Consider the following 25,774-nt stretch of genomic DNA (forward strand, 5'->3'; position numbering starts at 1 on the left):
TCGGGATGAGGACCAATTTCGAGCGGATTGACTGATGTCCACCAAGCAATGTTACTACGACACGCTGGAAGTCGAGCGCACCGCCAATGATGCGGCTCTGAAGACGTCGTTTCGCAAGCTTGCGATGAAGTGGCATCCCGACAAGAATCCGGGGGATGCGTCTGCCGAAATCAAGTTCAAGGAAATTGCCGAGGCCTACGACGTTCTCAAGGACGGCGACAAGCGCGCGGCCTATGATCGTTATGGCCATGCCGCCTTCGAGCAGGGCCACGGTGGTGGGGGCGGTCCGGGCTTCGGCTCCGGCTTCGCCTCATCCTTCTCCGATATTTTCGAAGACCTGTTCGGCATGGCCGGGCAGCGCAGCGGCGGCCGCAGCGGCGGTCGCGAGCGCGGGGCAGATCTCCGCTACAACATGGAAATCACGCTGGAGGAGGCTTACTCCGGCAAGACCGCACAGATTGAGATTCCGGTCGCTGTGACCTGCGAAGCCTGCTCCGGTACCGGCGCCAAGACCGGCACCAAGCCGAAGGCCTGTTCAACCTGCGGCGGCGCCGGGCGCGTCCGCCAGGCCCAGGGCTTCTTTACGTTGGAGCGTACCTGCCCGAGCTGCCAGGGCCGTGGTCAGATGATCGAGGATCCGTGCCCGAGCTGCTCCGGCGCCGGCCGCGTCGAACGCGAGCGCACGCTCTCGGTCAATATTCCGGCAGGCGTCGAGGACGGCACCCGCATTCGCCTCGCCAACGAAGGTGAAGCCGGAACGCGGGGCGGACCGTCCGGCGATCTCTACATTTTCCTGTCGCTCGCGTCGCACGACTTCTTCCAGCGCGATGGCGCCGACCTGCATTGCCGCGTGCCGATCTCGATGGTGACCGCTGCGCTGGGCGGCGAATTCGAGGTGCCGACCATCGACGGCGGTCGCAACAAGGTCAAGGTTCCTTCGGGCACCCAGTCCGGTCGCCGTTTCCGCGTCACGTCAAAGGGCATGCCGGTGCTGCGCTCGCGCCAGACTGGCGACATGTATGTCCAGGTCGTCGTGGAAACGCCGCAGAACCTGACGAAAAAGCAGCAGGAGCTGCTGGCCGAATTCGAAAAACTGTCTTCGGGTGCAACGCAACCTGAAGCAGCGGGTTTCTTCACTAAGGTCAAGGACTTCTTCGGAACGCGGGCGGGCTCCTGACGTTGGAAGCTTGACCGTTTCTATTGTTGCCTATACCTCTTTATGACGAAATTCTGACGTTCCGCACGTTCCGCGGTCTGCCTGGAAGCGACATGCCTCTGCACTCGTCCGCGCGTACGTTGAAGAAGCCGCTCCGTCTCGACGACGAGGTCCGCTTCCTCCGTTCATGGATCGACAAACCTCTGCACATGGGCGCCGTGATGCCGTCGGGTAAAGCTCTTGCCCGCACCATGGCGCAATATGTCGATAACGACGCGACCGGTCCGGTCATCGAACTTGGACCCGGCACCGGCGCGATCACCTCTGCGCTCGTGGCGCATGGGGTGGACCAGAAGCGTCTGGTGCTCGTCGAATTCAATCCCACCTTCTGCGCGCTGCTGCGCGAGCGTTATCCGCAGGCGACGATTGTTCAGGGCGACGCCTACACATTGCGCGACACGCTGTGGGACGTCCTGAAAGAACCCGCTTCCGCCGTCGTCTCCGGCCTGCCACTGGTCACCAAGCCGATGCTGACGCGCCTCAAACTGATCCGCGATGCGTTCACGGCGATGAAGCCGAACGCGCCCTTCGTGCAATTCACCTATTCGGTGGCGCCGCCGATCCCCAAATCGCTGCCTGGCGTGTCCACAGAGGCCTCGGAGCGGATCTGGATGAACCTTCCGCCGGCCCGCGTCTGGGTGTATCGCAAAGGCTAGTGCCGGCCGCGATCGCGCGGCGGCTTCGCCCCGACGATCGGAATTATGGCTGCGATCAAGATCCTCGTTATTCCCGGCTCGCTGCGCACGGGGTCGCTGAATGCGAAACTGGCGGCCGTCGCCATCGATGCGCTGGTCCGCGCCGATGTCGATGCCACCAGGATCTCACTCGGCGACTTTCCGCTGCCGATCTATGACGGCGACCTCGAGAGCAACTCGGGCGTGCCGAAACATGCGCTCGATCTCAAGCGCATGATATCGGCGCATCATGGTGTGCTGATTGTGACGCCTGAATACAACGCGTCGCTGCCGCCGCTGGTGAAGAACACGATCGACTGGATCTCGCGCGTGGAAGACACGCATGAGAGCAAGGGCCAGGTGTTTCGCGAGCGGCCGTTTGCGATTGCGGCGGCTTCGAATGGGCGGCTTGGCGGTGCGCGCTGTTTGCAGGCCTTGCGGCTGGTGCTGTCGGCGTGTCGCGCGATGGTGATCCCGAACCAGCTCACGCTGGCTTTCGCCGGTGAGGCCTATGACGATATGGACCGGCTGAAACACGCCGCCGACAAGGATGCGATGACGGCGATGGTGCGCCAGCTTATCGATGTCGCGCAGCAGATGAAGTGAGACGAGATGACGTTGCAGACCATTGATCCCCGCGACCGCCTGATCGTCGCGCTCGATTTGCCGGATGTTGACGCTGCCGAAGCGATGATTGCGCGGCTCGGCGACAGCGTGACTTTCTACAAGATCGGCTATCAGCTCGGCTATGCCGGCGGCTTGCCGCTGGTGCGCAAGCTCGCCGATGCCGGCAAAAAAGTATTCGCGGACCTGAAGATGCATGACATCGGCAACACCGTTGCGCGCGGCGTCGAGAGCGTCGCGAAACTCGGCGCGACCTTCCTCACCGTGCATGCCTATCCGCAGACCATGCAGGCGGCGGCCAATGCAAGCAAGGGCTCAGGCCTGAAGATCCTCGCGGTGACAGTGTTGACCTCTTACGACAACGAGGATCTGAAAGCCGCGGGTTATCAGCTCGGTGTCAGCGATCTCGTCGCCGCGCGGGCGCAGCAGGCGCAGGCGCTCGGTATCGATGGTCTCGTTTGCTCGCCGGAAGAGGCCGCGAACCTGCGCAAGCACATCAAGCCCGAGATGTGTCTGGTGACTCCTGGCGTGCGCCCCGCGGGCAGCGATGCCGGCGATCAGAAGCGGGTCATGACACCCGCGCGTGCGATTGTGGAAGGTTCGGACTATCTGGTGGTCGGCCGTCCGGTGATGGAGGCTGCCGATCCCAAGGCTGCGGCCGAGGCGATCATCGCCGAGATCACACAGGCGCTGGCGAACAAGTAAGAGCGAGACGAGGGAGAAAGACGATGGCCAAAGCTTACTGGATTGCGCGCGTCGACGTGCACAATATGGACGGTTACAAGCAATACGTGGCCGAGAACGGCCCGGTCTTCAACAAATTCGGAGCCAAATTCCTGGTGCGCGGCGGCCAGTTCGAGGCCAAGGAAGGCACCTCGCGGTCGCGCAATGTGGTGCTCGAATTCAAGGACTACCCGACTGCGCTGGCCTGCTACAATTCGCCGGAATACCAGCGGCTGGTGGCCATGCGTAGCCCGCACGGTGAAAGCGATCTCGTGATCATCGAGGGGTACGACGGTCCGCAGCCTTGATCGGCGGGGCCTTAAGCATGTGTTTGATCTGATTGGTATCTAAGGACTTTAGGTACCGTGGATGTGTTGCCGCCGTGGCAGCGCGCCGCTATACCGCCTTAAGATACTGAGGATCGTTCAATGTCCGATATGAGACTGATTGTTGCTGGCGCCGGCGGCCGAATGGGCCGCGCGCTGATCCGCACCATTTCCGAAACCCCGGGCGCTGTCGTTGCCGGTGCGCTGGAAGCGCCGGGGTCCGCATTGCTAGGACAGGATGCCGGCGTGCTCGCCGGCCTGCCGGAGAATGGCGTCAAACTCTCGGCCGACCTCTGGACGCTGTCGAAGGATGCCGACGGCATTCTCGATTTCACCGTTCCTGCGGCAACCATCGCCAATGTTGCGATCGCAGCCCAGCGTGGCCTCGTCCATGTGATCGGCACCACCGGCCTGTCGGCATCGGATAACGCGGTGATCAAGAGTGTGACAGGTCAGGCCATCGTCGTGCAGTCGGGCAATATGAGCCTTGGCGTCAATCTGCTCGCCGCGCTGGTAAAGCGTGTCGCGCAGTCGCTCGATGACGGCTTCGATATCGAAGTGCTGGAGATGCACCACAAGGCCAAGATCGACGCGCCGTCGGGCACGGCTTTCATGCTGGGTCAGGCTGCTGCCGAAGGCCGCAAGATTCCACTTGAGCAACATTCGGCGCGTGGCCGCGATGGCCTCACCGGTGCGCGCAAGACCGGCGATATCGGCTTTGCGTCGCTCCGCGGCGGCACCGTCGCAGGCGACCACACGGTGATCTTCGCCGGTCCTCATGAACGCATCGAGCTGTCGCACAAGGCTGAGGATCGCCTGATCTTCGCCCATGGCGCACTGAAGGCGGCGATGTGGGCGCATGGAAAAAAGCCCGGTTTGTACTCGATGGCTGACGTGCTCGGCCTTGGTGAAATGTAAGAAGAACGAAACGGAATTCTCGATGAACGAACGTCTTCTCGTCCTCGTCCGTCACGGGCAGAGCGAATGGAATCTGAAGAACCTTTTCACCGGCTGGAAGGATCCTGATCTCACCGAGAAGGGCGTCGCCGAGGCCAAGGAAGCCGGCCGCAAGCTGAAGGCGCAGGGTCTGACGTTTGACGTTGCCTTCACCTCGGCGCTGACCCGCGCACAGCATACGCTCAATCTCGCACTGGAAGAGATGGGCCAGACCGGTCTGCCGATCACCAAACATCTGGCACTTAACGAGCGCGACTACGGCGACCTCTCAGGTCTCAACAAGGACGATGCCCGCGCCAAATGGGGCGAGGAGCAGGTCCATGTCTGGCGCCGTTCCTATGACGTGCCGCCGCCCGGTGGCGAGAGCCTGAAGGATACGCTGGCACGCACGCTGCCGTATTTCGTGCAGGAGATTCTGCCTTGCGTGCTGCGCGGCGAACGTACGCTGGTGGCGGCCCACGGCAATTCACTGCGCGCACTGATCATGGTGCTGGAGAAGCTGACGCCGGAAGGCATTCTGGCCCGCGAGCTCGCGACCGGCGTGCCGGTGATCTATCGGCTCAATGCCGATGCGACGGTGGCGTCGAAGGTTGATCTCGCGGGTTGAGTACTTTCAGTCGTCATTCCGACGAGCGAAGCGAGACCAGATTGCTTGGCTTCGCTCGCAGTGACGTGGCGAGGCATGACCTCTAACCAGCCCCGACCTGCCCGGCCTCCCAGCCGATCATCGCCTGTTTGCGGGTGATACCCCAATGATAGCCTGTCAACGCGCCGGATTTGCCGAGTGCGCGGTGACAGGGCACCACGAAGGAGATCGGGTTGCGGCCCACTGCGCCGCCTACGGCGCGTGAAGCCTTCGGCTTCTCGATCTTGCACGCGATGTCTGAATAGCTGACGGCGCGGCCCATCGGGATCTTCAGCAGCGTCTCCCAGACACGGACCTCGAAGTCGGTGCCGATTAGCACTACCCGCAGCGGCTCGTCCGGTCGCCACAGTTTGGTATCAAAGATACGCCGCGCCAGCCCGGCCGTGCCGGCGGTGTCCTCGATCAATGTGGCTGCCGGCCAGCGCCGGCTCAAGTCGGCGAAAGCGCGCTGTTCTTCGCCGGGGTCGGAGAATGCGAGACCTGCAAGGCCGCGATCGCTGGCGATCACGATCGCTGTGCCGAACGGCGAGGGATGGAAGCCGTAACGCAGCTCCATGCCGGCGCCGCCGGTTTTCCATTCTCCGGGTGACATCGCTTCATGGGTGACGAACAGGTCGTGCAGCCGGCCCGGGCCGGACAGGCCGGAGTCGAGCGCTGCGTCGAGGACGCTGGCGGAATCGCGCAGCAGGTGCTTGGCGTGATCGAGCGTCAGCGCCTGCATGAATGCTTTCGGTGTCAGTCCGGCCCAGCGGCGGAACAGGTGGTGCAGTTCGTCCGGCGTCACGCTCGCGGCGTCCGCCACGGCCTCGATATTGGGCTGGTCCCGCCACTGTGAGTGCATGAAGCCGATGGCACGGCGCACGGAATCGTAATCGCGCAGGGCCGCGTCGCGCTGGCCCGGCTTGATCGGGCGATGCTCAGTCATCGCTAGGTCTCTGGCAAGATTCATCATGATATCGATGTAGGCCTGCGCCCGTGCGCAAACCACCCGATTTCCGACCTGATATCACCACAGGCATCATGCCACCGGATTGTAGGTCGGGCCGCGTTTGGCTGCCTGCAAGGCAGCAATTAAGTCTTTGACGAAGCTTGCCTTTTCTTCCGCGCCCAGAAACCGCGCGATCGAGACCCGGCGGCCACGCGAGACCAGAAAAAGCTGCTCGATGCCGAATTCGGCGTGGCAGACCTGATCGAGCTGCACCCAGAGCGGATTGAACGCCCATTCCACGACGTCGCCCCGTGGGCTGACCCGGCGCACGCGGATTTCCGACGGCGTGACGGTGATCTCTTCGGTGGCCTCGGAGCGTCTGTCGTAGATCCTGAAGGCGATATAGATCGCCAGCAGGTCGAGTCCGAAAAAGCCGAGCACCGGCCAAGCGCCCATCAGCAGGAAGGCCATTCCTGCGCCGAACGAGACAGCGCTGATGAAACCCATAAGCACGAGGAAGCCCTTGCGACCCAGCGCGCGATGCGGACGCAACAGCGCGCTGAACAGCATCGGTTCCTGCAGGACGTCAAAGTCGTTGCCTGATGTCATGGTCCCTCAGTATATCCCTTTGATGCCGAAAATCACCCGCAAGCTCCCCGCCAGCACGAAATCCAGTCCTGCAAAGAAGGTTGTAGCGAAAGCGGTCAAGGCACCTGCGAAGAAGATAGCCAGGTCGAAGCCTATCAAGCTGAAACCCATCAAGTTGAAACCTTGGACCAAAGCCCAGGTCCATGAAGCCTTCTCGCGCTTCCGCAAGGCCAATCCCGAGCCCAAGGGCGAGCTTGAACATCTCAATCCCTACACGCTGCTGGTCGCCGTGGTGCTATCGGCGCAGGCGACCGACGCCGGCGTCAACAAGGCCACGCGCGCGCTTTTTCCCATCGCCGATACGCCGCAAAAGATGATCGATCTCGGCGAAGAGACGGTGCGCGAATACATCAAAACCATCGGCCTCTATCGCACCAAGGCGAAGAACGTCATCGCGCTGTCGGAAAAACTGATCCGTGATTTTGGCGGTGTCGTGCCGCGCACCCGTGCCGAGATCGAGTCACTGCCGGGGGCGGGGCGCAAGACCGCCAATGTCGTGCTCAACATGGCGTTCGGCGAACACACGATGGCCGTAGATACCCATGTCTTCCGCGTCGGCAATCGCACCAACATGGCGCCGGGCAAGAACGTGCTGGAGGTCGAGCTCGAGCTGGAGCGCGTGATCCCTCCCGAGTTCATGCTGCATGCCCATCATTGGCTGATCCTGCATGGCCGCTACACGTGTCTGGCGCGCAAGCCGCGCTGCGAGGTTTGCCTGATCAACGATCTGTGCCAGTGGCCGGAGAAGACGGTGGTCTAGGTCACCGTTAGTTTTGTCACACGTCCCGGTTCGATCAGCTCCGGCCGCGGGCCGCTCAATCGCTTGTGCATGTGAACCATGAAGGCCATGCCGAATAGCGGCGTGGCGAGGTTGACGATCGGAATCGAGACGAAGGCCGCGATGAATAGTCCGGCGGTGAACACCGTCGCCGCGTGATGCTTGCGCATCGCCTTGGCATCTGCGGGCGAGCGGAACCGCATGGCGGCGAGCTCGAAATATTCGCGGCCGAGCAGCCAGGCTGTGGCGATGAAGAAGACGATGAAACCGACACCGGCGAAGAACACGAAGGGTAGTGCGATCAGATAGACCACGATGGTCAGCAGCGCCGTCTTGCCACCTTCGGTGATGGCGAGCCCGAACGGCAATGCGACGCCGACACGCTCCGCAGGATAGTGCTCGCGCTCGACGATATCGGCGACGTCATCGACGAACACGCTGGCGACCAGTGACGTAATTGCCGGCATCAGAAAGATTGCGCCGGCGACGACGCTGAGACCGGCGGCGATCGACAAGGCCCAGGACAGAACATTGATCATCGTGTGATAGTCCGAGCCTATCGTGCTCTCGGCCCAGACGCCGCCCGAGGTGGCGGCCCAGTTCAATAGCCGCTGCATGCCGATCGCCAGTACAGTGATTAAAACCAAGGCAAGCCCGATCGACTTCCACAGGATGCTACGCATCGGTGGTGACAGAATTTGCGATAGCGCCTTGGCAGCAGCAACAAGCATCCGATTTTCTCCTGCAATTACGAAAACGTAACCGTTGCGAAGTTGTCAGACAAGTGCAGCGCAGCATCGACTTCTTCACTGGACGGATAAATAGAAAGAGGTAGTCTCAAGAAAAATAATCATCAGGGAGGACGACGTCTTGATCACCAAGGGTACCCGTGCGCTTGTTTTTGCCACCGCCGCTTCCGGCTTGTTTCTGACCGCAGCGCCCGCCTTCGCGCAGCAAAGCATCACCGTGTGGTTCAGCAAGGGTTTCTACAAATCCGAAGATGAATCGCTGCTGGCGGCGATCAAGAAGTTCGAGGACAAGACCAAGATCAAGGTCGAACTCTCGCAATATGCCATTCAGGACATGATCCCGAAGACTGTGGCGGCGCTGGATTCCGGCACGCCGCCGGATGTCGCCTATGCCGACACCTATGATGTGCAGGCCTCCGGCAAATGGGCCTTCGAGGGCAAGTTGGAAGATCTGACCGACATTCTCGCGCCGATGAAGGACAAGTTCGCGCCGAACACGGTCGAGACCGCCTACCTGATGAACGGTCAGACCAAGAAGAAGGCCTATTATGGCTTTCCGCTGAAGCAGCAGTCGATGCATGTGGAGATCTGGAGCGATATGCTCGAGCAGGCCGGCTACAAGGTCAGCGATATCCCCAAGGACTGGAAAGGCTATTGGTCGTTCTGGTGCGACAAGGTGCAGCCCGCTTACCGCAAGGCTACGGGCAGCCGTGCCTATGGCGTTGGTCAGCCAATGGGCGTGGAGTCCACGGACTCGCTGCAGTCGTTCTACACCTTCATGGACGCCTATAACGTCAAGCTGGTGGACGATGACGGCAAGCTGCTGGTGGATGATCCCAAGGTCAAAGAAGGCCTGATCGGCGCGCTCCGGGATTACACCGACACCTATGTAAAGGGCTGCACGCCGCCGTCCTCGACGACGTGGAAGGACCCCGACAACAATGTCGCCTTCCATAACAAGAGCATCATCATGACCCACAACTTCACGATTTCGATCGCGGCGAAGTGGTTCGAGGATTCGCAGAACCAGACGCTGACACCGGAGCAGCGCGCGGCCGGCAAGAAGGCCTATGAGGAAACGATCGTCACGGCATCGTTCCCGCTGAAGCCCGACGGCACGCCGATCAAGTATCGCTCCGACGTCAAGACGGGGATGATCTTCTCGCAGTCGAAGAACAAGGCGGGCGCCAAGGAGTTCGTCAAGTTCCTGATGGAAGAGGAAAATCTCGGCCCCTATGTCGAGGGCGCGCTCGGCCGCTGGTTCCCGGTGACGAAGGCCGGACAGGCAAGCCCGTTCTGGCAGGCCGATAAACATCGCAAGGCGGTTTACACCCAGTTCACCGGCGGCACCTCGTCGTTCGATTTCGTGAAGAATTACAAGTTCACGATCCTGAACAACGAGAACGTCTGGGCCAAGGCGATGAATCGCGTGGTCAGCGAGAAGGTGCCGGTTGAGAAGGCCGTCGATGAGTTGATCGCCCGCATCAAGGAAGTCGCGGGTTAGTCCGAGACAAAGCCGGCCGCCCCTCGCGGCCGGCTTTTGCAATGGTGCACAGCATGGCCACAATCGCCTACCCCGCTCCCGCCGAGACGCTGCCACGCCGGCCGTGGTCTGCGCGGCTGAGCACGCCGCAGGTCTGGGGCATCGTGATGATCGCGCCCTATCTGCTCGTGTTCCTGGCTTTCGTCGTCTATCCGATCGGTTATGGCTTATGGCTGGCGCGCCATCCTGCGAGCTATGTCGCGCTCTATAACGATCCGGTGTTTGCGCGCGCCGTCGTCAACACGCTGATCTTTCTTGTCATCGGCATCAATTTCAAAATGCTGGTGGCGCTGTTTCTGTCGGGCTTCTTCGTGCAGTCGCGCACCTGGATTCGCTGGCTGTCGGTGCTGTTCATCCTGCCCTGGGCTGTGCCGTCGATTCCGACCATCCTGTCCGTGCGATTCATGTTCAATCCCGAATGGGGCGTTATCAATAATCTGATTTTCAAATTCACCGGCGAGGATGGGCCCAACTGGCTGAATGACCCTGCCATGGGCCTGACGCTGGCCATTCTGGTGCACATCTGGAAGTCGCTGCCGTTCTGGACGCTGATCCTGATGACCGGGCGTCTGGCAATCTCGACGGACATGTTCGAGGCCGCCGATGTCGACGGCGCCAGCTGGTGGCAGAAATTCCGCTTCATCACCTGGCCATCGATGCAGACGCTGTATCTCACCTGCACGCTGCTTTCGATGATCTGGACGCTTGGCGACTTCAACAGCGTCTATCTGTTGACGGGAGGCGGGCCAGCCGATCTCACCCATGTTCTGTCCACGTTGGGGATTCGCTATCTCCGCCTCGATCAGCTCGACATGTCGATGGCATCCATTGTTTGCGCCATGCCGCTGGTGCTGCCGCTGGTCTATTTCATGATGAAACGGCTCTCTCGATGAAAGGGTCTCCGCGATGAGAGTGCCATCCCTGCGCGAAGCCGGCGCCGAAGCGCGACTGCTGCTGATCGGCATTCCGGTGCTGATCTGGACGCTGATTCCGATCTACCACATGTTCCTGTTCGCGATCTCGCCGAAGCAGGATGCGTTTGCGGGCAAGTTGTGGCCCGACCATCCAACGTTGAACAATTTCAGGATCGTGTTCAATCAGCAGCACTATTTTTTGCGCGATTTCTGGGCGCAGTTCGGCAATTCGGTGGTGATAGCAGTTGCCGTGGGCGCGCTGACACTCGTGATCGCAACATCGGCAGCCTTTGCAATTTCACGGCTGCGTGTGCGCGGCGGCCGAACGGTGATGAACCTCGCATTGTTCACTTACTTTATTCCGGCGGCGTTTCTCGCGGTGCCGATGTATCGCACGATGGGCAATTACGGTCTGCTCAACAATCACTGGTCGCTGATCCTGGCGATGGTCACCATTGCCTCACCCTACGCGATCTGGGTGCTCAAGCAGGCGTCGGACAAGCTGCCGCTTGAGCTCGACGAAGCCGCCATCATGGACGGCGCAACGCCGCTGCAACTGTTCCGCATGGTCTATGTGCCGCTGATGCTTCCGTCGCTGGTGGCCGTCGGTACCTACGCCCTGCTGCTTGCCTGGAACGAATATCTCTACGCATTCCTGCTGCTGTCGAAAGATACCGAGATCACGCTTCCTGTCGCACTCGGCAATTTCCTCGCCGCCGACGACTCGCCGTGGGAATTGCTGATGACCACCGGCTTCATTTACGCGTTGCCACCGGCCGCAGTCTATTATGTGTTCCGGCGCTATATGGTCGGCGGATTGACGGCGGGCGCGGTGAAATCCTGAGCCGGATCAGGCCACCAGCCTGATCCGGGGATTTATTATCACTTCCTCGCCAGGAAATTTCGTTTCCGCACCAGACGTTTCAGAACTGAGCGCCGGCGCGCTGATGGGCTCCGGAAACGGACCGAAAGCACCCGCTACCTCCGGGAGCGGCTTCTGCTTGTCGGCCCAATGCAGTGCCGTGTAGTCGAAGCCGAGTTCGATGGTTGGCTTGACCACTTCGAAATAGGGCGAGATGTCGAAATCCCTCGGCATATACAGCGAAGAATCGCGGATGTGCAGAATCTCGCGGCGTGCCTGACGGCTGCCGCCACGGGTGATCTTCGGCAGGATAGGATAGCGCACGGCATCGAAGGCCTGTGCGATCAATGCCGAGCAAATGATCTTGGTGGGATCGCCGGATCCGAAAGCGATCATGCGTCGCCGCCAGCGCTGCGGTATCGGTAGCGGAATCAGATACCGCATCAGATCCAGAATATTCTTGGTGTCGTAACCGAAGCCGATGCGGTTGATGGCATAGCGGCACACCGTGGTGCGGTCCTCATAGGACAGTCCGACCGGGCGGCAAACCCGCGTGTGATATGGAAAGTACTTCGACAGCGGCACAGACGTCACGCCTTCGCCGATATTGGCCTCGATGAGCACATGCGGTTCGCCATCGGGCTCCATCGCGCCTTCGATCGGCCCGACATAGAGCGCGGCGTGCGACCATGTCGATTGCGTCAGATACTTGATGATGCCTGAGATGTGGTTGTTGCCTTCGACCAGCAACACGTCGCCTTCCCGGATTACTTCGCGCAGGCGCTCAGGATCGCTCGGTGTAAACGGCTCATAGCCGGGCAGCTCTTTCTGCAGATACCTGGCGATCAGTTTCCCGACCGTATCGAGCATGAGGCCCATGATGGTTACTCCCCCGGTGCGATTCGTATCGACCGCTTTCCCTGGCTTCATCATGGTCGCAAGCCATTGCAATTTGGTTCATGCCTCTGCGGCACTGGTGACGATTGATTCACCACGACGGTTGCTGCACATCCTCGAATACGGCAAGGTTCGCGGGACGTTCTCATGCATCACAAAGTTTCGGAAACCATGTCATGACAATTTCGCGCCGCGATTTCCTGTCGGCGTCTGCGGCATTGACGCTTGCGCCGCTGTTTGGCGCAAGGGCATTGGCTGCGTCTTTACCGCGCGATGCTGACATTGTCGTGATCGGCGCAGGTGCGGCAGGCATCGCCGCAGCCCGCCGCATCCAGGCGGCGAACCGCAAAGTGATCGTGGTCGAAGCCTCCAACCAGATCGGCGGCCGCTGCGCAACGGATTCCACCAGCTTCGACGTTCCGTTCGATCGCGGGGCGCGCTGGCTGCACACGCCCGAAACCAATGCGCTGGTGAAGTTGGCGCGTCCTGCAGGTATTGATGTCGCACCGTCGCCGCCGAGCCAGAAGTTGCGCATCGGGCGTCGCAATGCCCGTGCCGGCGAGACCGAGGAATTGCTCGCCGCGGTAGTGCGCGCCAATCGCGCCATCGACGAGGCAGCGCGCCGTGCCGACATCTCCTGCGCTGCGGCGCTGCCGAAGGACCTCGGGGACTGGGCGGGCACGATCGATTTCTTGCTCGGGGCCTATGCGACCGGTAAGGACCTGAAGGATCTCTCGACGCTGGATCTTTCTCGCGCACAGGATCGTGCCATCGATGTTGCCACCCGCCAGGGGCTCGGCGCGCTGATGGGCAAACTCGGCGAGACCGTCCCGGTGGCGCTGTCGACGCCTGCGACGCGCGTGACGTGGAGCGGTCGTGACATCGGCGTCGAAACGGCATCGGGCCGCATCGGCGCGCGTGCTGTCATCATCACCGTGTCGAGCAATGTGTTGTCGTCCGGTGCGATCAAGTTCACGCCGGAACTGCCGAAGCGTCAGTTCGATGCCGCGGCAAAACTCAGTCTCGGCAGTTACGACCGCATTGCGCTGCAGTTTAATGGCAACCCGCTTGGGCTCGGTCGCGACGAGCTGATGGTCGAGCAAAGCATCAATGCGCGGACCGGTGCGCTGTTTGCGAACATTGGCGGGTCATCGCTGTGTACCGTCGATGTCGCTGGCGCATTCGGCCGCGATCTCGCAGCCCAAGGTGAAGCTGCGATGGTGGCTTTCGCGGTCGAGTGGTTGACGAAGCTGTTCGGCTCCGATCTCAAGGCGGCGATCAAGCGTTCGGCAACCACGCGCTGGAATGCATCGCCGTTCGTGCTTGGTGCCATGTCAGGCGCTGCGCCGGGCGGACAGGCTTCGCGCCGTATTCTCTCCGAACCGATGGGAAATTTGTTCCTCGCCGGCGAAGCCACGCACGAAACATTGTGGGGCACGGTCGATGGCGCATGGGAAAGCGGCGAGCGCGCAGCAGAGGCCGCGCTCAAGAAGATCGGCGCAATGAAAGAGCTCGAGCCGGAAAAGCCATTGCGGGTCAAGCAGCGTCGGCAGCGGTCGAGCGGAGGTGGGGCGGAGTAGTCGCGACGTGAGGCTGCGATTGGCGCTACACCGGTAGCGCCAGCTGCATCAGATCCTTGGCAACGATGATCTTGCCGGAAAAATTCTTTCGCGCGCCTTCGATCCAGTCCTCGTCCGTGACTTCGGGATCGTCGCCCGGCACGAAATGGCTGAGCACCAGCACCTTCACGCCAGCAGCGGCGGCGATACGTCCGACATCCTCGGTGGTGGTGTGGCTCTCCATCAAATGTTTTTTCAGTGTCGCGCCGTTCTTCGTCTTGATCACCAGCCGGTCAACAGCGGGCACGTAAAGGGCCTCATGCACCAGCACGTCCGCTCCCTTGGCGAACTCTGCGAGTTTCGGGTTGTAAGCGGTGTCGCTGGAGAACACGATGACGCCGTCGGGCGTCTCGAATTTGTAGGCGAAGTTGTCGACGATCGGCGGATGTGGCGTGCGGAACGCCGTCACCTTGACGTTGGCGGTCTGCAGCACCACGCCATCCTCCGCGATATCCTTGGCAATGAGCAGCGGCCGCGGATCGGGGCGACCTTCATCTTCGATGCGGGTATCAACGTCGAATTTGTTCAACTCCCAATAAGTCCGGGTCATTGCCTCGATGCCCTTGGGGCCGAACGAATGGATCGGTGTCGAGAGGCCTGCGGCCCAGGCGTTGTAGAACAGGTTACCGTATTCCAGATTGTGATCGGAATGGTGGTGACTGATGAAGATGTACTTCACCGAGGGAATCGGCACGCCGGCATTGACCAGTTGCCGGCTGACGCCCATGCCGCAATCGATCACGAACGGCGTGTCGTTGACCACAACGAGGTTGGCGGGATTGGATGCACCGACGCCGACGCGCGGGCCGCCCTTGGTGCCGAGAAATATGATCCTGGTGCGCGGTTTTGCCAGCGTCTGCGCCAGCGCGGGGCGCGCCGCGAAGACCACGGCGCCGGCAGCAGCAAACTTCAGCATGTCGCGGCGATCGATCATGGTCTTCTCCCGTTGTTCTTGAATTGGAGAGACCCTAGCGCCGCGCCGGCTGGCGCCGCAAGTCACGCAAGCGTCAGTGAACGATCCCGTCGAACAGCGGCAGGCTGATCAGCGCCGAGACGGCGATCAGCGTGTAGCAGATGCGGCGGAATAGCTCATCGCTGGCCTTGCCGAACAGTTTCGAGCCAATCCACAGGCCAAGCCCGAATACCGGCCCGGTGATCACGGCGAGTCCGAGGATGGCCGTGCTCCACAATCCGCCGATCGTGTAGCTGATGATGATCAGCACGTCGGCGATGGCGAAATACAGAATGATGTTTGCGCGCGTGACGGCGGCCACGGCCGCGTCACGTAGCCAATACATGACCACTGGCGGGCCGCCGAGCTGCGCCAGTCCGCCGAAGAACCCGGCGAGACCGCCAACGCTGACCGTCACCGGTACGGTCGGCTTGCCCGGATAGCGCCAGCCGGAGATCAGCAGTGTTAGCATCGTGACGATGAGCGCGACGATACCCCAGCGGATGGTGAGCGGATCGGCCCAGGCCAAGGCCATCGTGCCAAGCGGCACGCCGACCAACGCCCCCAGCGAAATGATGCTTACGTCGCGCCTGTCAGCGCGGCGGGCGGCATTGGGAATCAGAGTGAGCGTGGTCGAGAAGTCGATCAGCAGCAGCAAGGGCGACGCGATCTGCGCACCGACCACGCTCGAGGCGAGCGGCATGAAGATCAGCGCCGAACCGAAGCCCGAGAACCCGCGGGCCAGTCCGGCGATGAAGGCTGTCACCGTGATGAAGACGAGCGACGTGGTCGAGTATTGGACCAGCCCAAGCGTCTCCATCATGCGCGTAACGTACCGCCCGTTTTCTTCGTCACTTCAGCCACGATCTTCGCCGCCACCGCGTCGATTTCCTGATCGGTCAGGGTCTTCTCGCGTGGCTGGATCGTCACCGCGATGGCCACCGACTTCTTGTCGTCGTCGATGCCCTTGCCCTCATAGACGTCGAACACGGTCACACCGGTGACCAGCTTCTTGTCCACGCCGGCTGCGGCACGCACGATATCGCCAGACATGACCTTGCGATCGACGATGAAGGCGAAATCGCGCGACACCGGCTGGAACGCCGAAAGCTCGAGCGTTGGCTTGGCGCGCGTCGCCTTCTGCTTGGCGTCGGGAATGCGATCGAGGATCACTTCGAACGCCATCACCGGGCCGTCGGCACCGAGTGCCTCGAGTGCGCGCGGATGCAACTCGCCGAAATAGCCGAGGATGTTCTGCGGCCCGATCTGGATCGTGCCGGAGCGACCTGGATGCAGCCAGCCGGCACCACCGGCGACGATCTGCAATGCCTGCATCGGTGCACCCGCGGCTGCGAGAACTGCAAATGCATCGGCCTTGGCGTCGAGCGCGTTCGCAGCGCTGGCGCCTGACCAGTGACGGCCGTTGCCCGCCGACGATGCAAGGCCGCGCCGCACGCCGGAGGCGGCCATGAACTGATCCTGTGGGCGATCACCACGGAAGATCTGGCCGACTTCAAACAGTGCGAGGTCGGACGAGCCGCGATGCGCATTGGCCTGCGCTGCCGCGACAAGGCCTGGCAACAGGCTCGGGCGCATGTCGGAGAGGTCAGCCGCGATCGGATTGGCCAGCGCCAGTTCGGGCGCACCGCCGCCGAAGACTTCGGCGTGGGGCTTCGAAATGAACGACCACGTCACGGCCTCGACGAGACCACGCGCCGCCAGCCCGCGCTTGGCGCGCCGGGTACGCTGCTGAATCTGCGTCAGCACGGGCTTGCGCGGGGCGTCGCCACGTGGGAACGGCGTCATCGGCACCTTGTCGACGCCGACGATGCGCATGATCTCTTCGACGATATCCGCCTTGCCGGTCACATCGCTGCGCCATGATGGCACGGCGACTTTCACCACGGGGCCACTGCCCGCCACCATGAAGCCGAGATGCGTCAGGATGCGTCGCATCTCCGGGAATGGCACGTCGATGGCGGCGAGGCGCTTCACCTCGGTAATCGGGAAATCGATGAGGCGATCGTCGCCATAGCTCTTGCCGACCACGACGCTATCTGACGGCGTGCCGCCGCACAGTTCCATCACCAGCCTGGTCGCCAGTTCGAGGCCGGGCACCATGAAGGCCGGGTCGACGCCGCGCTCGAACCGATAACGCGCATCGGAATTGATGCCGAGCCTGCGGCCGGTCTGCGCGATATTGATCTCGTTCCACAGCGCGGATTCGATCAGGACGTCGGTGGTTTCTTCCGAACAGCCCGACGCTTCGCCGCCCATGATGCCAGCGAGCGACTCGACGCCATGGTCGTCGGCGATGACGCAGGCCTTGCTGTCGAGCGTATAGGTCTTGCCATCCAGCGCGAGCAGCGTTTCGCCGTCGCGGGCACGGCGTACCACGATATCGCCCCTCACCTTGGACGCGTCGAACACATGCAGCGGACGTGCGCGGTCGAAGGTCAGGAAGTTGGTGATGTCGACCAGCGCATTGATCGGGCGCAGACCGATCGAGGTCAGCTTCTTCTGCAGCCACTCGGGAGAAGGGCCGTTCTTGACGCCGCGCACGAGACGCAGCGCGAAGCCCGGGCACAATGTGGCGTCTTCGACGGTGACTTTGATGGGGCAGGGGAATTCCCCCTTGATCGGCTTGATGCCGGGATTCTTGAACACGCCCATGTCGGCCGCGGCAAGATCCCTGGCGATGCCGGATACGCCGGTGCAATCCTGGCGATTGGGCGTCAGATTGATCTCGATGACGGGATCGCCGAGCTTGGCCCAATCGGGATAGATCGCGCCGACAGGCGCATCGGCAGGCAGTTCGATGATGCCGTCGACATTGTCCGGCAGGCCGAGTTCACCGGCCGAGCACAGCATGCCCTGGCTTTCGACACCGCGGATATTGCCGAGGCCGATGGTGAAATCCTTGCCCGGGATAAAAGTACCCGGCCTGGCGAGGACGGTCTTCAGGCCCGCACGCGCATTCGGCGCACCGCAGACGATCTGCAGCGGCCTGTCGTCGCCGGCATTGACGGTACAGACACGCAGGCGGTCAGCATTGGGGTGCTGCTCGGCCGTGACGATCTCGGCGATCGTGAACGGCTTCAGAAGCTTCGCCTTGTCGTCGATATGCTCGACCTCAAGCCCGATCATGGTGAGTTTGTCGGTCAGCGTCTCGAGCGACTCGTCGGTGTCGAGATGATCCTTCAGCCAGGAGAGGGAAAATTTCACGTGCTCAGTCCTCCGGCCAGCGTCGGTACTTCAAGCGGCTTGAAGCCGTAGTGATTGAGCCAGCGCACGTCGCCTTCGAACAGCTGGCGCAGGTCGGCCATGCCGTATTTCAGCATCGCGATACGGTCGATGCCCATACCCCAGGCGAAGCCTTGATACACATCGGGATCAATGCCGCAGGCCCGCAGCACATTTGGATGCACCATGCCGCAGCCGAGAATTTCGAGCCAATCCTCGCCTTCGCCGAAACGGATCTCGTTCTTGTCGCGACGGCACTGGATATCGACTTCCAGCGACGGCTCCGTGAACGGGAAGAACGACGGGCGGAAACGCATATTGACGTTATCGACCTCAAAGAACGCCTTGCAGAATTCGTGCAGGATCCATTTGAGGTGACCGAGATGCGAGCCCTTGTCGATGACCAGGCCTTCCACCTGATGGAACATCGGCGTGTGGGTCTGGTCCGAGTCGCTGCGATAGGTGCGCCCCGGGCAGATCACGCGGATCGGTGGTTGCTGGCTCAGCATGGTGCGCACCTGCACGGGGGACGTATGCGTGCGCAGCAGCAGGCGCGAGCCGTCTTCCTTCGGATTGAAGTAAAAGGTGTCGTGCATCTCGCGGGCCGGGTGGCCCTCGGGGAAGTTCAGCTTGGTGAAGTTGTAGTCGTCGGTCTCGATATCCGGACCCTCGGCGACGGCGAAGCCCATATCGGCGAAGATCGTCGTCAGCTCGTCCCAGGTCTGGCTGAGGGGATGAATGCGGCCGAGTTCGGCGGGACCATCGCGCAGCGGCAGCGTGACGTCGATGGTCTCGGAAGCGAGACGTGCATCGAGGGCGGCGGATTTCAGCACATCGCGGCGCGCGGTCAGCGCCTGCGTAACGGTGTCCTTGGCCAGGTTGATGGCCGCGCCTTCGGTCTTGCGTTCTTCCGGCGTCATCTTGCCGAGAGTCGACAACAGCGCGGAGATCGAACCCTTCTTGCCGAGCGCGCCGACACGGACGGCTTCGATGGCTGCTTCGTCGGAAGCATTGGCAATATCGGCCAGGATATTTTGTTGGAGTGTCGTCAGATCGGACATCAGCAACCTCGATGAGAGAGGCGGGCGCCTCTTGCTGTCTTCGCGTCCGACGGAAGGCCGGGCACCAGCTTCTACAGCACGGGTATCACAGGGATTAAGACGTCAATGGCCGGGACAGGAGCGTGTGAACGCTTCTGCCCGGCCATGACAATGTCGATGAATACGCGGAGCGTAGAGAGCTTAGGCTGCGAGAGCAGCCTTGGCCTTCTCGGCAATCGCGTTGAACGCCGCCGGCTCGTTGATCGCGAGATCCGAGAGCACCTTGCGGTCGACAGTCACGCCGGACTTGGCGAGACCGTTGATAAACACGCTGTAGGTCATGCCGAGCGGACGGACGGCAGCGTTGAGACGCTGGATCCAGAGCGCGCGGAACGTACGCTTCTTGCGCTTGCGATCGCGGAACGCATATTGGCCGGCCTTGTCGACGGCGGCCTTGGCGGCGCGGATGGTATTCTTGCGGCGACCACGGAAACCCTTGGCGGCCTTGTAGACTTTCTTATGCTTGGCGTGAGCCGTCACACCGCGTTTTACGCGAGCCATGACTGATCTCCTTCATCTGAAATAACAAAAGGGGTGATATCCGCCGCAATCAAGCGGCGTAAGGGCGATCAGGCGTTTGGCAGAAAGTACTGCTTGATGTTGTCGCCATCGGTCTTGAACAGCACGCGGGTGCCGCGGAGCTGACGAATCTGCTTCTTCGTCCGCTTGATCATACCGTGGCGTTTGCCGGCATGGGCGGCCATAACCTTACCCGTTCCGGTAACTTTAAAGCGCTTTTTGGCGCCCGACTTGGTCTTCAGCTTGGGCATTTGGCTCTCCTATGGCCACGCAGAAAGCGCCCCGAGGGGCGTTGCGTAGGCTAAAATGCTCGTTAGAGCGTTGAAAATGCTCAACTAACCGCCGTTTGCGGAAAGTCAGCACAGTCGTCGACACGGCAGCCCTTAATCAGCCGGGCGACGAAGGTTGGGCTTATGGCAGAGGAATGCCCCGATGGCAACGATTAACGCGGCTCAACACTCTGTTTAGCGCATGGCTTCAGGCTGGTCCGAACGGGCCCGGATGCCTATGTAACCCGAACCAGAGAAACAAAGGGACGACGACAATGGCCCGGAATACACGTGCCGCCGCAAGGGCGGTTGCCATCCAGCAAAATGCTGCTGCTCAGACCGCCACCCGCTGGATGTTCGTCGCCGCGGGTCTTGCCGCCGCCATCGCGCTGGCCGGTGCACTCGCCCTCGTCTCGGGCTGACCCGCCCGTCTTCGATAGATCTCTGAAAACTCTTCCAAAGAAAAAGGCCCGCCAAGACTGACGGGCCGAAATCCCTCGTTGCCAAGTCGCCGCTGTGATCAGCGCGGTGCCAGCACCATCACCACCTGACGACCTTCGAAGCGCGCGTCCTGCTCCACCTTGGCGTATTCGGCGACGTCTGCTTTGACCTTGTCGAGCAGCTTGGTGCCGATTTCCTGGTGCGCCATTTCGCGGCCACGGTAGCGCAAGGTGATTTTGACCTTGTCGCCTTCCTCGAAGAAGCGCTGCATCGCGCGCATTTTCACGTCGTAGTCATGATCATCGATCATCGGGCGGAGCTTGATCTCCTTGATTTCGACGATCTTCTGCTTTTTGCGGGCCTCGGCGGCCTTCTTCTGCGCCGAATATTTGAACTTCCCGTAGTCCATGATCTTGCAGACGGGAGGATTCACGTTCGGCGAAATCTCGACCAGATCCATACCGGCTTCCATTGCCATCTTAATCGCAGCAATGGTTTCCACGGTGCCGTGGTTGAGGCCGGTCTGATCAATCAGCTGGATCTGCAGATTGCGAATTTCATCGTTGGTGCGCGGCCCGTCTTTGGTTGCGGCGGGCGGGGCTCTGTTGGGACGGCGAATGGGTAACTCTCCAATGTTGTGAAGGAAGGCCGCAGTGTGAAGGAATAAGGCGTTTCGAGCAAGCAAACTCACGCCATATGGCGCCAAATCACTCAAATACGAGGCAATTTCGTCACGCGAAAGGCCACTACGCGTCGCGCCCCGCTGACATAGCTCAAATAGAGTTCTCCGGATCGTTCTGCAAGCCGCGGTTGATGGAAGCGCAACGCGGCACTGGGGTGGGTGTTCCCGAGGATATGGAGGTTTAGGGATCGGCGTTGACGATCCCGACCTGCTCAATCAAACAGCAAGCGGCATTTTGAGGTCGAACAAGGATAGTTTGATGAGCACAACGGTATCGACCGACCCTACCTTCATCACTGTCGGCACCGCCGGCAACAATCGCCAGATCGCCATGCGGGTCCGCGATGGCGGAACACCGGGCTTGTTCTGGATGAGCGGCTTCAAATCCGACATGCAGGGCGGCAAGGCGGTCGCGCTCGATGCCTGGGCCGCCGAGCACGGCCGGGCCTGTGTACGTTTCGACTATTCCGGCCACGGTGAATCCGGCGGCGATTTCGTCGATGGCACCATCGGTCAATGGCTGGAGGATAGCCTCGCGGCGTTCGATGCGGCCTGCCAGGGTCCGCAAGTGGTGATCGGCTCGTCGATGGGGGGCTGGATGGCGTTGCTGCTGGCGCGTGCGCTGGCCCGGCGCGGCAAAGTAGGGCGCGCGACGCTGAAGGGCTTGGTGCTGATCGCGCCGGCGCCGGATTTCACCGAAGAGCTGATGTGGAAGGGCTTCTCTCCGGAAATTCGCGCGGAGATCGAGGCTAACGGCCAATGGCTGCGCCCGTCGGAATATGGCGAGCCCTATCCGATCACGCGACAGTTGATCGAAGAGGGACGCAATCACCTGCTGCTCGGCGGCACGATCGATGTCGGTTGTCCCGTCCGGATCTTGCAGGGCCGGCAGGACCCCGACGTGCCGTGGCAACACGCTTTCCGATTGGCAGAACGGCTGCCGAGCGAGGATGTCGTGTTGACCATGATCCAGGACGGTGATCATCGGCTGTCGCGCCCGCAGGACATTGCGCGACTATTGTCGGCCGTGGCGGAGTTTTGATTGCGTCACCCGCGCCGTTGAATAGGCTCGCCTGAAAAGAGCGATCAATCAGCGGGAGGAACTTGGGATGGATGCCACGGCGATGCTGCGCGCATTTTGCGATGCTGTCGAACAGCGTGACGGCCAGAGCTTCGCGGCGCTCTTTACCGAGGACGGCGTCTATCACGACGTCTTTTACGGGGCGTTCGAAGGCCGCGCCAAAATCGCCGACATGGTCGATGACTGGTTCTATCGGACCGCCGACGATTTCCGCTGGGACATGCACAGGCCGGTAAGCGACGGTACCACGCTCTATGCGCGCTATACGTTCAGCTATCGCTCGAAACTCCCCGAAGCCGATGGCGGTCGCGCGATGTTCGAGGGCGTTGCGATCATGACGCTGCGTGACGGCAAGATCGTGAGCTATCACGAAGTGGCCAATACGGCGCCGGCCTTCGTCGATCTGCATTTCGCGCCGGACCGCATCGCCAAGATCGTCGGTAAGCAGGGGGCAGCGCTTAAAGCGCGGCCGGAGATGGCGCGGCATCTGACAAACTGAGCGCGAGTTGCCATTCGTCGCAGACGCTCTCGTCCTGTTCGGCATCGGCGAGTTTCGAGGCTACCGCAGCAAATTCGTCCGCAGTCATCAATTGCGACAGCGCCCATATCGCAGCCCCGCGCACCACTGGGCTTTCGTCATCGAGCAGCCGCTGCGCTTCGCTCATCAGCGACAGGTCGTCCGAATTGCCAATGGCGATCAGCACGTTGCGGATGAATCGGTTGCGGCCGATGCGCTTCACGGGCGACTTCGTGAAGAAGGTCCGGAAAGCCGCATCGTCGAGCCGCGCCAATTCAGCTAGCGGCGGCGCACGCAATTCATCGCGCGCGGCGAGTTTGATCTCGCGGCCTTCTTGCGCAAACTTGTTCCATGGGCAGGCCGCGAGGCAATCGTCGCAGCCATAAATGCGGTTGCCCATGGGTTTGCGGAACTCGCGGGGTATCGGGCCTTTGTTCTCGATCGTGAGATAGGAAATGCAGCGTCGCGCATCGAGCTTGTAGGGCGCGGGAAAGGCCGCGGTCGGGCAGCTGTCGAGACAGGCCTGGCACGAGCCGCAATGATCGACCGCGCGCGCGTCGGGCGGCAGTTCAACTGTGGTGAAGATTGCGCCGAGGAACAGCCACGACCCGAATTCGCGCGACACGAGATTGGTGTGCTTGCCCTGCCAGCCCAGACCGGCCGCGCCGGCAAGCGGCTTCTCCATCACGGCAGCCGTATCGACGAATACTTTGACGTCGCCGCCAGCCTGCGCGATCAGCCAGCGTGCCAAAAGCTTCAGGCGTTTCTTGATGAGGTCATGATAGTCGTCGCCGCGGGCATAGACCGAGATCGCGGCATGCGAGCGTTGCTTCAGGATTTCGAGCGGGTTCTCGTCCGGTCCGTAATTGACACCGAGCATGATGACGGAGCGGACGTCCTGCCACATTACCTTCGGGTCGGCGCGACGGGCGGGATTGTCGGCCAGCCACTCCATGTCGCCATGGGCGCCGGTATCAAGAAATTCCTGCAATCGCTCGCGCACGCCTGCAATGGCATCGGGATCGGTGATCCCGATCGAATCGAAGCCGAGCGTCAATGCTTCGCGGGTCAGCGTCTCCCTGAGATCCGTGGGAAGCGTACCGTGTTCACCGTCAGCGGTTGTGCTCAGAAATCGAGATCCACGTAGGTCCGCGATGCTGGCACGCCCGCCAGCCACTCGCTCAACAGCGGTCGGAACGACGGACGGGATTTCACCCGCGCGTACCACGCCTTCGCTGCGTCGTCCTCGCTCCATGGCACATCGCCCAGATAGTCGATCGCCGACAGATGGGCTGCCGCGACCAGATCCGCATAAGTCAGTCGGTCACCGGCCAGGAAATTGCGCGTCCGCGCCAGCCAGCCGATATAGGCCAGATGATAGCGCACATTTGCGGTGGCTGCGCGAATCACATCCATCGCCGGCGCACCGCCGCCAACTTCTTCGCTCATGAAGCGCTTGTAGATCCGTTCCGTGACCAGAGGGCCGGACGCTTCCTCGAAGAACTTTTCGTTGAACCACGCCATCAGCCGGCGCACTTCGATGCGTTCCGCCATCGAGACCGGCAGTAATCGGCGGTCTCCTAAGTCTGGCCCATGTGTTTCGTCGATATATTCGGCGATGATCCCGGCACCGGGAATGGGCGGAAAACCGTCGGTGAGCAGCACAGGCGTAGTTCCCGCGGGATTGAGCGCCAGGAATGCCTCGCGCCGATCCCACGGCCGTTCGTCCACCAGCGTGAGGTCGAGTCCGTATTCGCCGAGTACGAGACGAATGAAGCGGGAATGCGGGCAGAACGAATGATGGTAAAGCGTGTACATGCGGGCCTTGATAGTTATGCGATCTTAAGAAAGCGTCTCGGTTGCGTCGGTGGTAAAAGTGTCACGCGGCGCGCGCCAAACTAGCGAAGCTTGGCTCTGAGGCAACCCGCGAATGTGATGGTATTTGCGATTGCAGCAATGGTGGGAATAGGCGAGAAGAACCCGGCTTTTTCAGGCCCACACTGACGAAGGACAGATAAGCAGATGATGTCTGATGCGATAAGGGCGGTGATTCTCGGCATTGTCGAGGGCGTCACCGAATTCCTGCCGGTTTCCTCCACGGGGCATCTCTTGCTCGCAGAGCGCTTCTTTGATCTGGGTGAGGATAATTTCTGGAAGAGTTTCGCCGTGCTGATTCAGCTCGGTGCCATTCTGGCGATCCTTGCAATTTACTTCGGCAAATTGTGGCATATCGCGCTGGATCTGTTCAAAGGCGATGCTGCGGCGCGCCGTTTCGTGATCGGCGTCCTCGTCGCATTCCTGCCCGCCGCGATCATCGGCGCCGCCGCCGGCGGCTATGTCAAAAGCTATTTGTTCAATCCGTGGGTCGTGTGCTTTTCGCTGATCGTCGGCGGCGCGATCCTGCTCTGGGTCGATCAGCTCGATCTTGAGCCGGTCCATCACGATGCCACGACGTTCCCATTGCCGATGTATTTGAAGATTGGTCTGGCGCAGTGCGTGGCGATGATTCCAGGCGTGTCGCGCTCCGGCGCGACCATCGTCGGCGCCATGTTGCTCGGCGCCGAGAAGCGCGCAGCGGCGGAGTTCTCGTTCTTCCTGGCGATCCCGACCATGGTCGGCGCTTTCGTCTATGATCTCTACAAGAGCCGCGCCGATCTCTCGGTCGATCACGGCACGATCATCGCCATCGGCTTCGTGGTGTCGTTCATCACGGCGATCATCGTGGTGAAGAGCTTTCTGGGCTACGTCACGCGCCACGGCTTCACGCTGTTCGCATGGTGGCGCGTGATAGTCGGCACGCTCGGTCTGATCGCGCTGGCGCTGGGTTACTAAAATTCCGTGTCATCCCCGCCTGGCACGCCGAAGG

The 25,774-nt window shown here is 61.4% G+C and carries 29 protein-coding genes; 16 read left to right on the forward strand and 13 right to left on the reverse strand.

The window, feature by feature from the left end; translation table 11 throughout:
* Window positions 1–34 precede the first annotated feature (34 nt).
* The 7 genes from dnaJ (at window position 35) to ACEK02_RS20705 (ending at window position 5,127) form a co-directional block, all read left to right on the forward strand.
* Window positions 35–1,177, forward strand: coding sequence for a molecular chaperone DnaJ (gene dnaJ / locus ACEK02_RS20675; RefSeq protein WP_371423435.1), 1,143 nt, complete (start codon window positions 35–37; stop codon window positions 1,175–1,177).
* Between the two features lie 92 nt (window positions 1,178–1,269).
* Window positions 1,270–1,872 (forward strand): class I SAM-dependent methyltransferase, encoded by a 603-nt coding sequence (locus ACEK02_RS20680; protein ID WP_371423436.1) that lies wholly within the window; start codon window positions 1,270–1,272, stop codon window positions 1,870–1,872.
* A 45-nt stretch (window positions 1,873–1,917) separates the two neighbouring features.
* Complete coding sequence (locus tag ACEK02_RS20685) at window positions 1,918–2,496, forward strand: NADPH-dependent FMN reductase (RefSeq protein WP_093757831.1); 579 nt, start codon at window positions 1,918–1,920, stop codon at window positions 2,494–2,496.
* Window positions 2,497–2,502: 6 nt separating this feature from the next.
* Entirely contained in the window at window positions 2,503–3,219 is a 717-nt protein-coding gene (gene pyrF, locus ACEK02_RS20690) for an orotidine-5'-phosphate decarboxylase (protein WP_371423437.1), read from the forward strand.
* A gap of 23 nt (window positions 3,220–3,242) precedes the next feature.
* Window positions 3,243–3,545, forward strand: a complete 303-nt coding sequence (locus ACEK02_RS20695) for a DUF1330 domain-containing protein (RefSeq protein WP_371423438.1) — start codon at window positions 3,243–3,245, stop codon at window positions 3,543–3,545.
* 120 nt (window positions 3,546–3,665) lie between these two features.
* Entirely contained in the window at window positions 3,666–4,481 is an 816-nt protein-coding gene (gene dapB, locus ACEK02_RS20700; protein WP_371423439.1) for a 4-hydroxy-tetrahydrodipicolinate reductase, read from the forward strand.
* Between the two features lie 22 nt (window positions 4,482–4,503).
* Entirely contained in the window at window positions 4,504–5,127 is a 624-nt protein-coding gene (locus ACEK02_RS20705) for a 2,3-bisphosphoglycerate-dependent phosphoglycerate mutase (RefSeq protein ID WP_315839963.1), read from the forward strand.
* A gap of 82 nt (window positions 5,128–5,209) precedes the next feature.
* Here the strand turns inward: ACEK02_RS20705 and ACEK02_RS20710 are convergent, their stop codons facing one another.
* Both ACEK02_RS20710 and ACEK02_RS20715 read right to left on the reverse strand, forming a co-directional pair.
* Window positions 5,210–6,091, reverse strand: coding sequence for a methylated-DNA--[protein]-cysteine S-methyltransferase (locus ACEK02_RS20710; protein WP_371423440.1), 882 nt, complete (start codon window positions 6,089–6,091; stop codon window positions 5,210–5,212).
* A gap of 93 nt (window positions 6,092–6,184) precedes the next feature.
* Window positions 6,185–6,703 (reverse strand): DUF2244 domain-containing protein, encoded by a 519-nt coding sequence (locus tag ACEK02_RS20715; RefSeq protein ID WP_371423441.1) that lies wholly within the window; start codon window positions 6,701–6,703, stop codon window positions 6,185–6,187.
* Window positions 6,704–6,725: 22 nt separating this feature from the next.
* On the opposite strand from ACEK02_RS20715, the gene nth reads away from it, so the two are divergent.
* The gene (nth, locus tag ACEK02_RS20720) at window positions 6,726–7,502 is read left to right on the forward strand and encodes an endonuclease III (RefSeq protein WP_371423442.1); all 777 of its coding nucleotides are present in this window, start codon (window positions 6,726–6,728) and stop codon (window positions 7,500–7,502) included.
* Here nth and ACEK02_RS20725 read toward each other — a convergent pair.
* On the reverse strand, window positions 7,499–8,251 hold the full coding sequence (locus tag ACEK02_RS20725; protein WP_371423443.1) for a sulfate transporter family protein: 753 nt from the start codon (window positions 8,249–8,251) through the stop codon (window positions 7,499–7,501). The two genes, nth and ACEK02_RS20725, sit on opposite strands and share 4 nt — an antisense overlap.
* A gap of 139 nt (window positions 8,252–8,390) precedes the next feature.
* Between ACEK02_RS20725 and ACEK02_RS20730 the strand changes: the two genes are divergently transcribed.
* From ACEK02_RS20730 to ACEK02_RS20740, 3 genes are read left to right on the forward strand one after another with little or no spacing between them, the layout of a single operon-like run.
* Window positions 8,391–9,773, forward strand: coding sequence for an ABC transporter substrate-binding protein (locus tag ACEK02_RS20730; protein ID WP_371423444.1), 1,383 nt, complete (start codon window positions 8,391–8,393; stop codon window positions 9,771–9,773).
* Window positions 9,774–9,826: 53 nt separating this feature from the next.
* Window positions 9,827–10,705 carry a carbohydrate ABC transporter permease gene (locus ACEK02_RS20735; RefSeq protein ID WP_371423445.1) on the forward strand — a complete coding sequence of 293 codons (879 nt, stop codon included), beginning with the start codon at window positions 9,827–9,829 and terminating at the stop codon, window positions 10,703–10,705.
* Window positions 10,706–10,718: 13 nt separating this feature from the next.
* A complete protein-coding gene (locus ACEK02_RS20740; RefSeq protein WP_371423446.1) occupies window positions 10,719–11,570 on the forward strand; it encodes a carbohydrate ABC transporter permease in 852 nt (283 codons plus the stop codon).
* A 6-nt stretch (window positions 11,571–11,576) separates the two neighbouring features.
* Here ACEK02_RS20740 and ACEK02_RS20745 read toward each other — a convergent pair whose 3' ends face one another.
* On the reverse strand, window positions 11,577–12,467 hold the full coding sequence (locus ACEK02_RS20745; protein ID WP_371423447.1) for a YiiX/YebB-like N1pC/P60 family cysteine hydrolase: 891 nt from the start codon (window positions 12,465–12,467) through the stop codon (window positions 11,577–11,579).
* 194 nt (window positions 12,468–12,661) lie between these two features.
* On the opposite strand from ACEK02_RS20745, the gene ACEK02_RS20750 reads away from it, so the two are divergent.
* Window positions 12,662–14,065 (forward strand): flavin monoamine oxidase family protein, encoded by a 1,404-nt coding sequence (locus ACEK02_RS20750; RefSeq protein WP_371423448.1) that lies wholly within the window; start codon window positions 12,662–12,664, stop codon window positions 14,063–14,065.
* A gap of 25 nt (window positions 14,066–14,090) precedes the next feature.
* On the opposite strand, the gene ACEK02_RS20755 is transcribed toward ACEK02_RS20750, so the two are convergent.
* From ACEK02_RS20755 to rpmI, 6 genes are all read right to left on the reverse strand, one after another.
* Complete coding sequence (locus ACEK02_RS20755) at window positions 14,091–15,038, reverse strand: MBL fold metallo-hydrolase (protein ID WP_371423449.1); 948 nt, start codon at window positions 15,036–15,038, stop codon at window positions 14,091–14,093.
* A gap of 73 nt (window positions 15,039–15,111) precedes the next feature.
* On the reverse strand, window positions 15,112–15,879 hold the full coding sequence (locus ACEK02_RS20760; RefSeq protein WP_371423450.1) for a sulfite exporter TauE/SafE family protein: 768 nt from the start codon (window positions 15,877–15,879) through the stop codon (window positions 15,112–15,114).
* Window positions 15,876–18,281: a phenylalanine--tRNA ligase subunit beta gene (gene pheT / locus ACEK02_RS20765; protein WP_371423451.1), complete on the reverse strand. Its 2,406-nt coding sequence runs from the start codon at window positions 18,279–18,281 to the stop codon at window positions 15,876–15,878. The genes ACEK02_RS20760 and pheT overlap by 4 nt, the downstream gene beginning before the upstream one ends.
* Window positions 18,278–19,360, reverse strand: coding sequence for a phenylalanine--tRNA ligase subunit alpha (gene pheS, locus ACEK02_RS20770; RefSeq protein WP_371423452.1), 1,083 nt, complete (start codon window positions 19,358–19,360; stop codon window positions 18,278–18,280). The genes pheT and pheS overlap by 4 nt, the downstream gene beginning before the upstream one ends.
* 180 nt (window positions 19,361–19,540) lie before the next feature.
* Complete coding sequence (gene rplT / locus ACEK02_RS20775; protein WP_068730282.1) at window positions 19,541–19,900, reverse strand: 50S ribosomal protein L20; 360 nt, start codon at window positions 19,898–19,900, stop codon at window positions 19,541–19,543.
* 68 nt (window positions 19,901–19,968) lie between these two features.
* The gene (rpmI, locus tag ACEK02_RS20780) at window positions 19,969–20,169 is read right to left on the reverse strand and encodes a 50S ribosomal protein L35 (RefSeq protein ID WP_068730283.1); all 201 of its coding nucleotides are present in this window, start codon (window positions 20,167–20,169) and stop codon (window positions 19,969–19,971) included.
* 293 nt (window positions 20,170–20,462) lie between these two features.
* Here rpmI and ACEK02_RS20785 point away from each other — a divergent pair, with 293 nt between their 5' ends.
* Window positions 20,463–20,609 carry a hypothetical protein gene (locus tag ACEK02_RS20785; protein ID WP_371423453.1) on the forward strand — a complete coding sequence of 49 codons (147 nt, stop codon included), beginning with the start codon at window positions 20,463–20,465 and terminating at the stop codon, window positions 20,607–20,609.
* 98 nt (window positions 20,610–20,707) lie between these two features.
* On the opposite strand, the gene infC is transcribed toward ACEK02_RS20785, so the two are convergent.
* A complete protein-coding gene (infC, locus tag ACEK02_RS20790; protein WP_371423610.1) occupies window positions 20,708–21,247 on the reverse strand; it encodes a translation initiation factor IF-3 in 540 nt (179 codons plus the stop codon).
* 322 nt (window positions 21,248–21,569) lie between these two features.
* On the opposite strand from infC, the gene ACEK02_RS20795 reads away from it, so the two are divergent.
* Complete coding sequence (locus ACEK02_RS20795; RefSeq protein ID WP_371423454.1) at window positions 21,570–22,352, forward strand: alpha/beta hydrolase; 783 nt, start codon at window positions 21,570–21,572, stop codon at window positions 22,350–22,352.
* 67 nt (window positions 22,353–22,419) lie between these two features.
* Window positions 22,420–22,890, forward strand: a complete 471-nt coding sequence (locus ACEK02_RS20800; RefSeq protein ID WP_371423455.1) for a nuclear transport factor 2 family protein — start codon at window positions 22,420–22,422, stop codon at window positions 22,888–22,890.
* Here ACEK02_RS20800 and queG read toward each other — a convergent pair.
* Both queG and ACEK02_RS20810 read right to left on the reverse strand, forming a co-directional pair.
* A complete protein-coding gene (gene queG / locus ACEK02_RS20805) occupies window positions 22,850–24,085 on the reverse strand; it encodes a tRNA epoxyqueuosine(34) reductase QueG (protein WP_371423456.1) in 1,236 nt (411 codons plus the stop codon). The genes ACEK02_RS20800 and queG overlap by 41 nt on opposite strands.
* Window positions 24,034–24,726 (reverse strand): glutathione S-transferase family protein, encoded by a 693-nt coding sequence (locus tag ACEK02_RS20810; protein ID WP_371423457.1) that lies wholly within the window; start codon window positions 24,724–24,726, stop codon window positions 24,034–24,036. The genes queG and ACEK02_RS20810 overlap by 52 nt, the downstream gene beginning before the upstream one ends.
* Before the next feature lie 204 nt (window positions 24,727–24,930).
* On the opposite strand from ACEK02_RS20810, the gene ACEK02_RS20815 reads away from it, so the two are divergent.
* Window positions 24,931–25,740 (forward strand): undecaprenyl-diphosphate phosphatase, encoded by an 810-nt coding sequence (locus tag ACEK02_RS20815; RefSeq protein WP_371423458.1) that lies wholly within the window; start codon window positions 24,931–24,933, stop codon window positions 25,738–25,740.
* Window positions 25,741–25,774 lie beyond the last annotated feature (34 nt).

Origin of the sequence: Tardiphaga sp., assembly GCF_041424195.1 — a bacterium.
Taxonomy (GTDB): Bacteria; Pseudomonadota; Alphaproteobacteria; order Rhizobiales; family Xanthobacteraceae; genus Tardiphaga.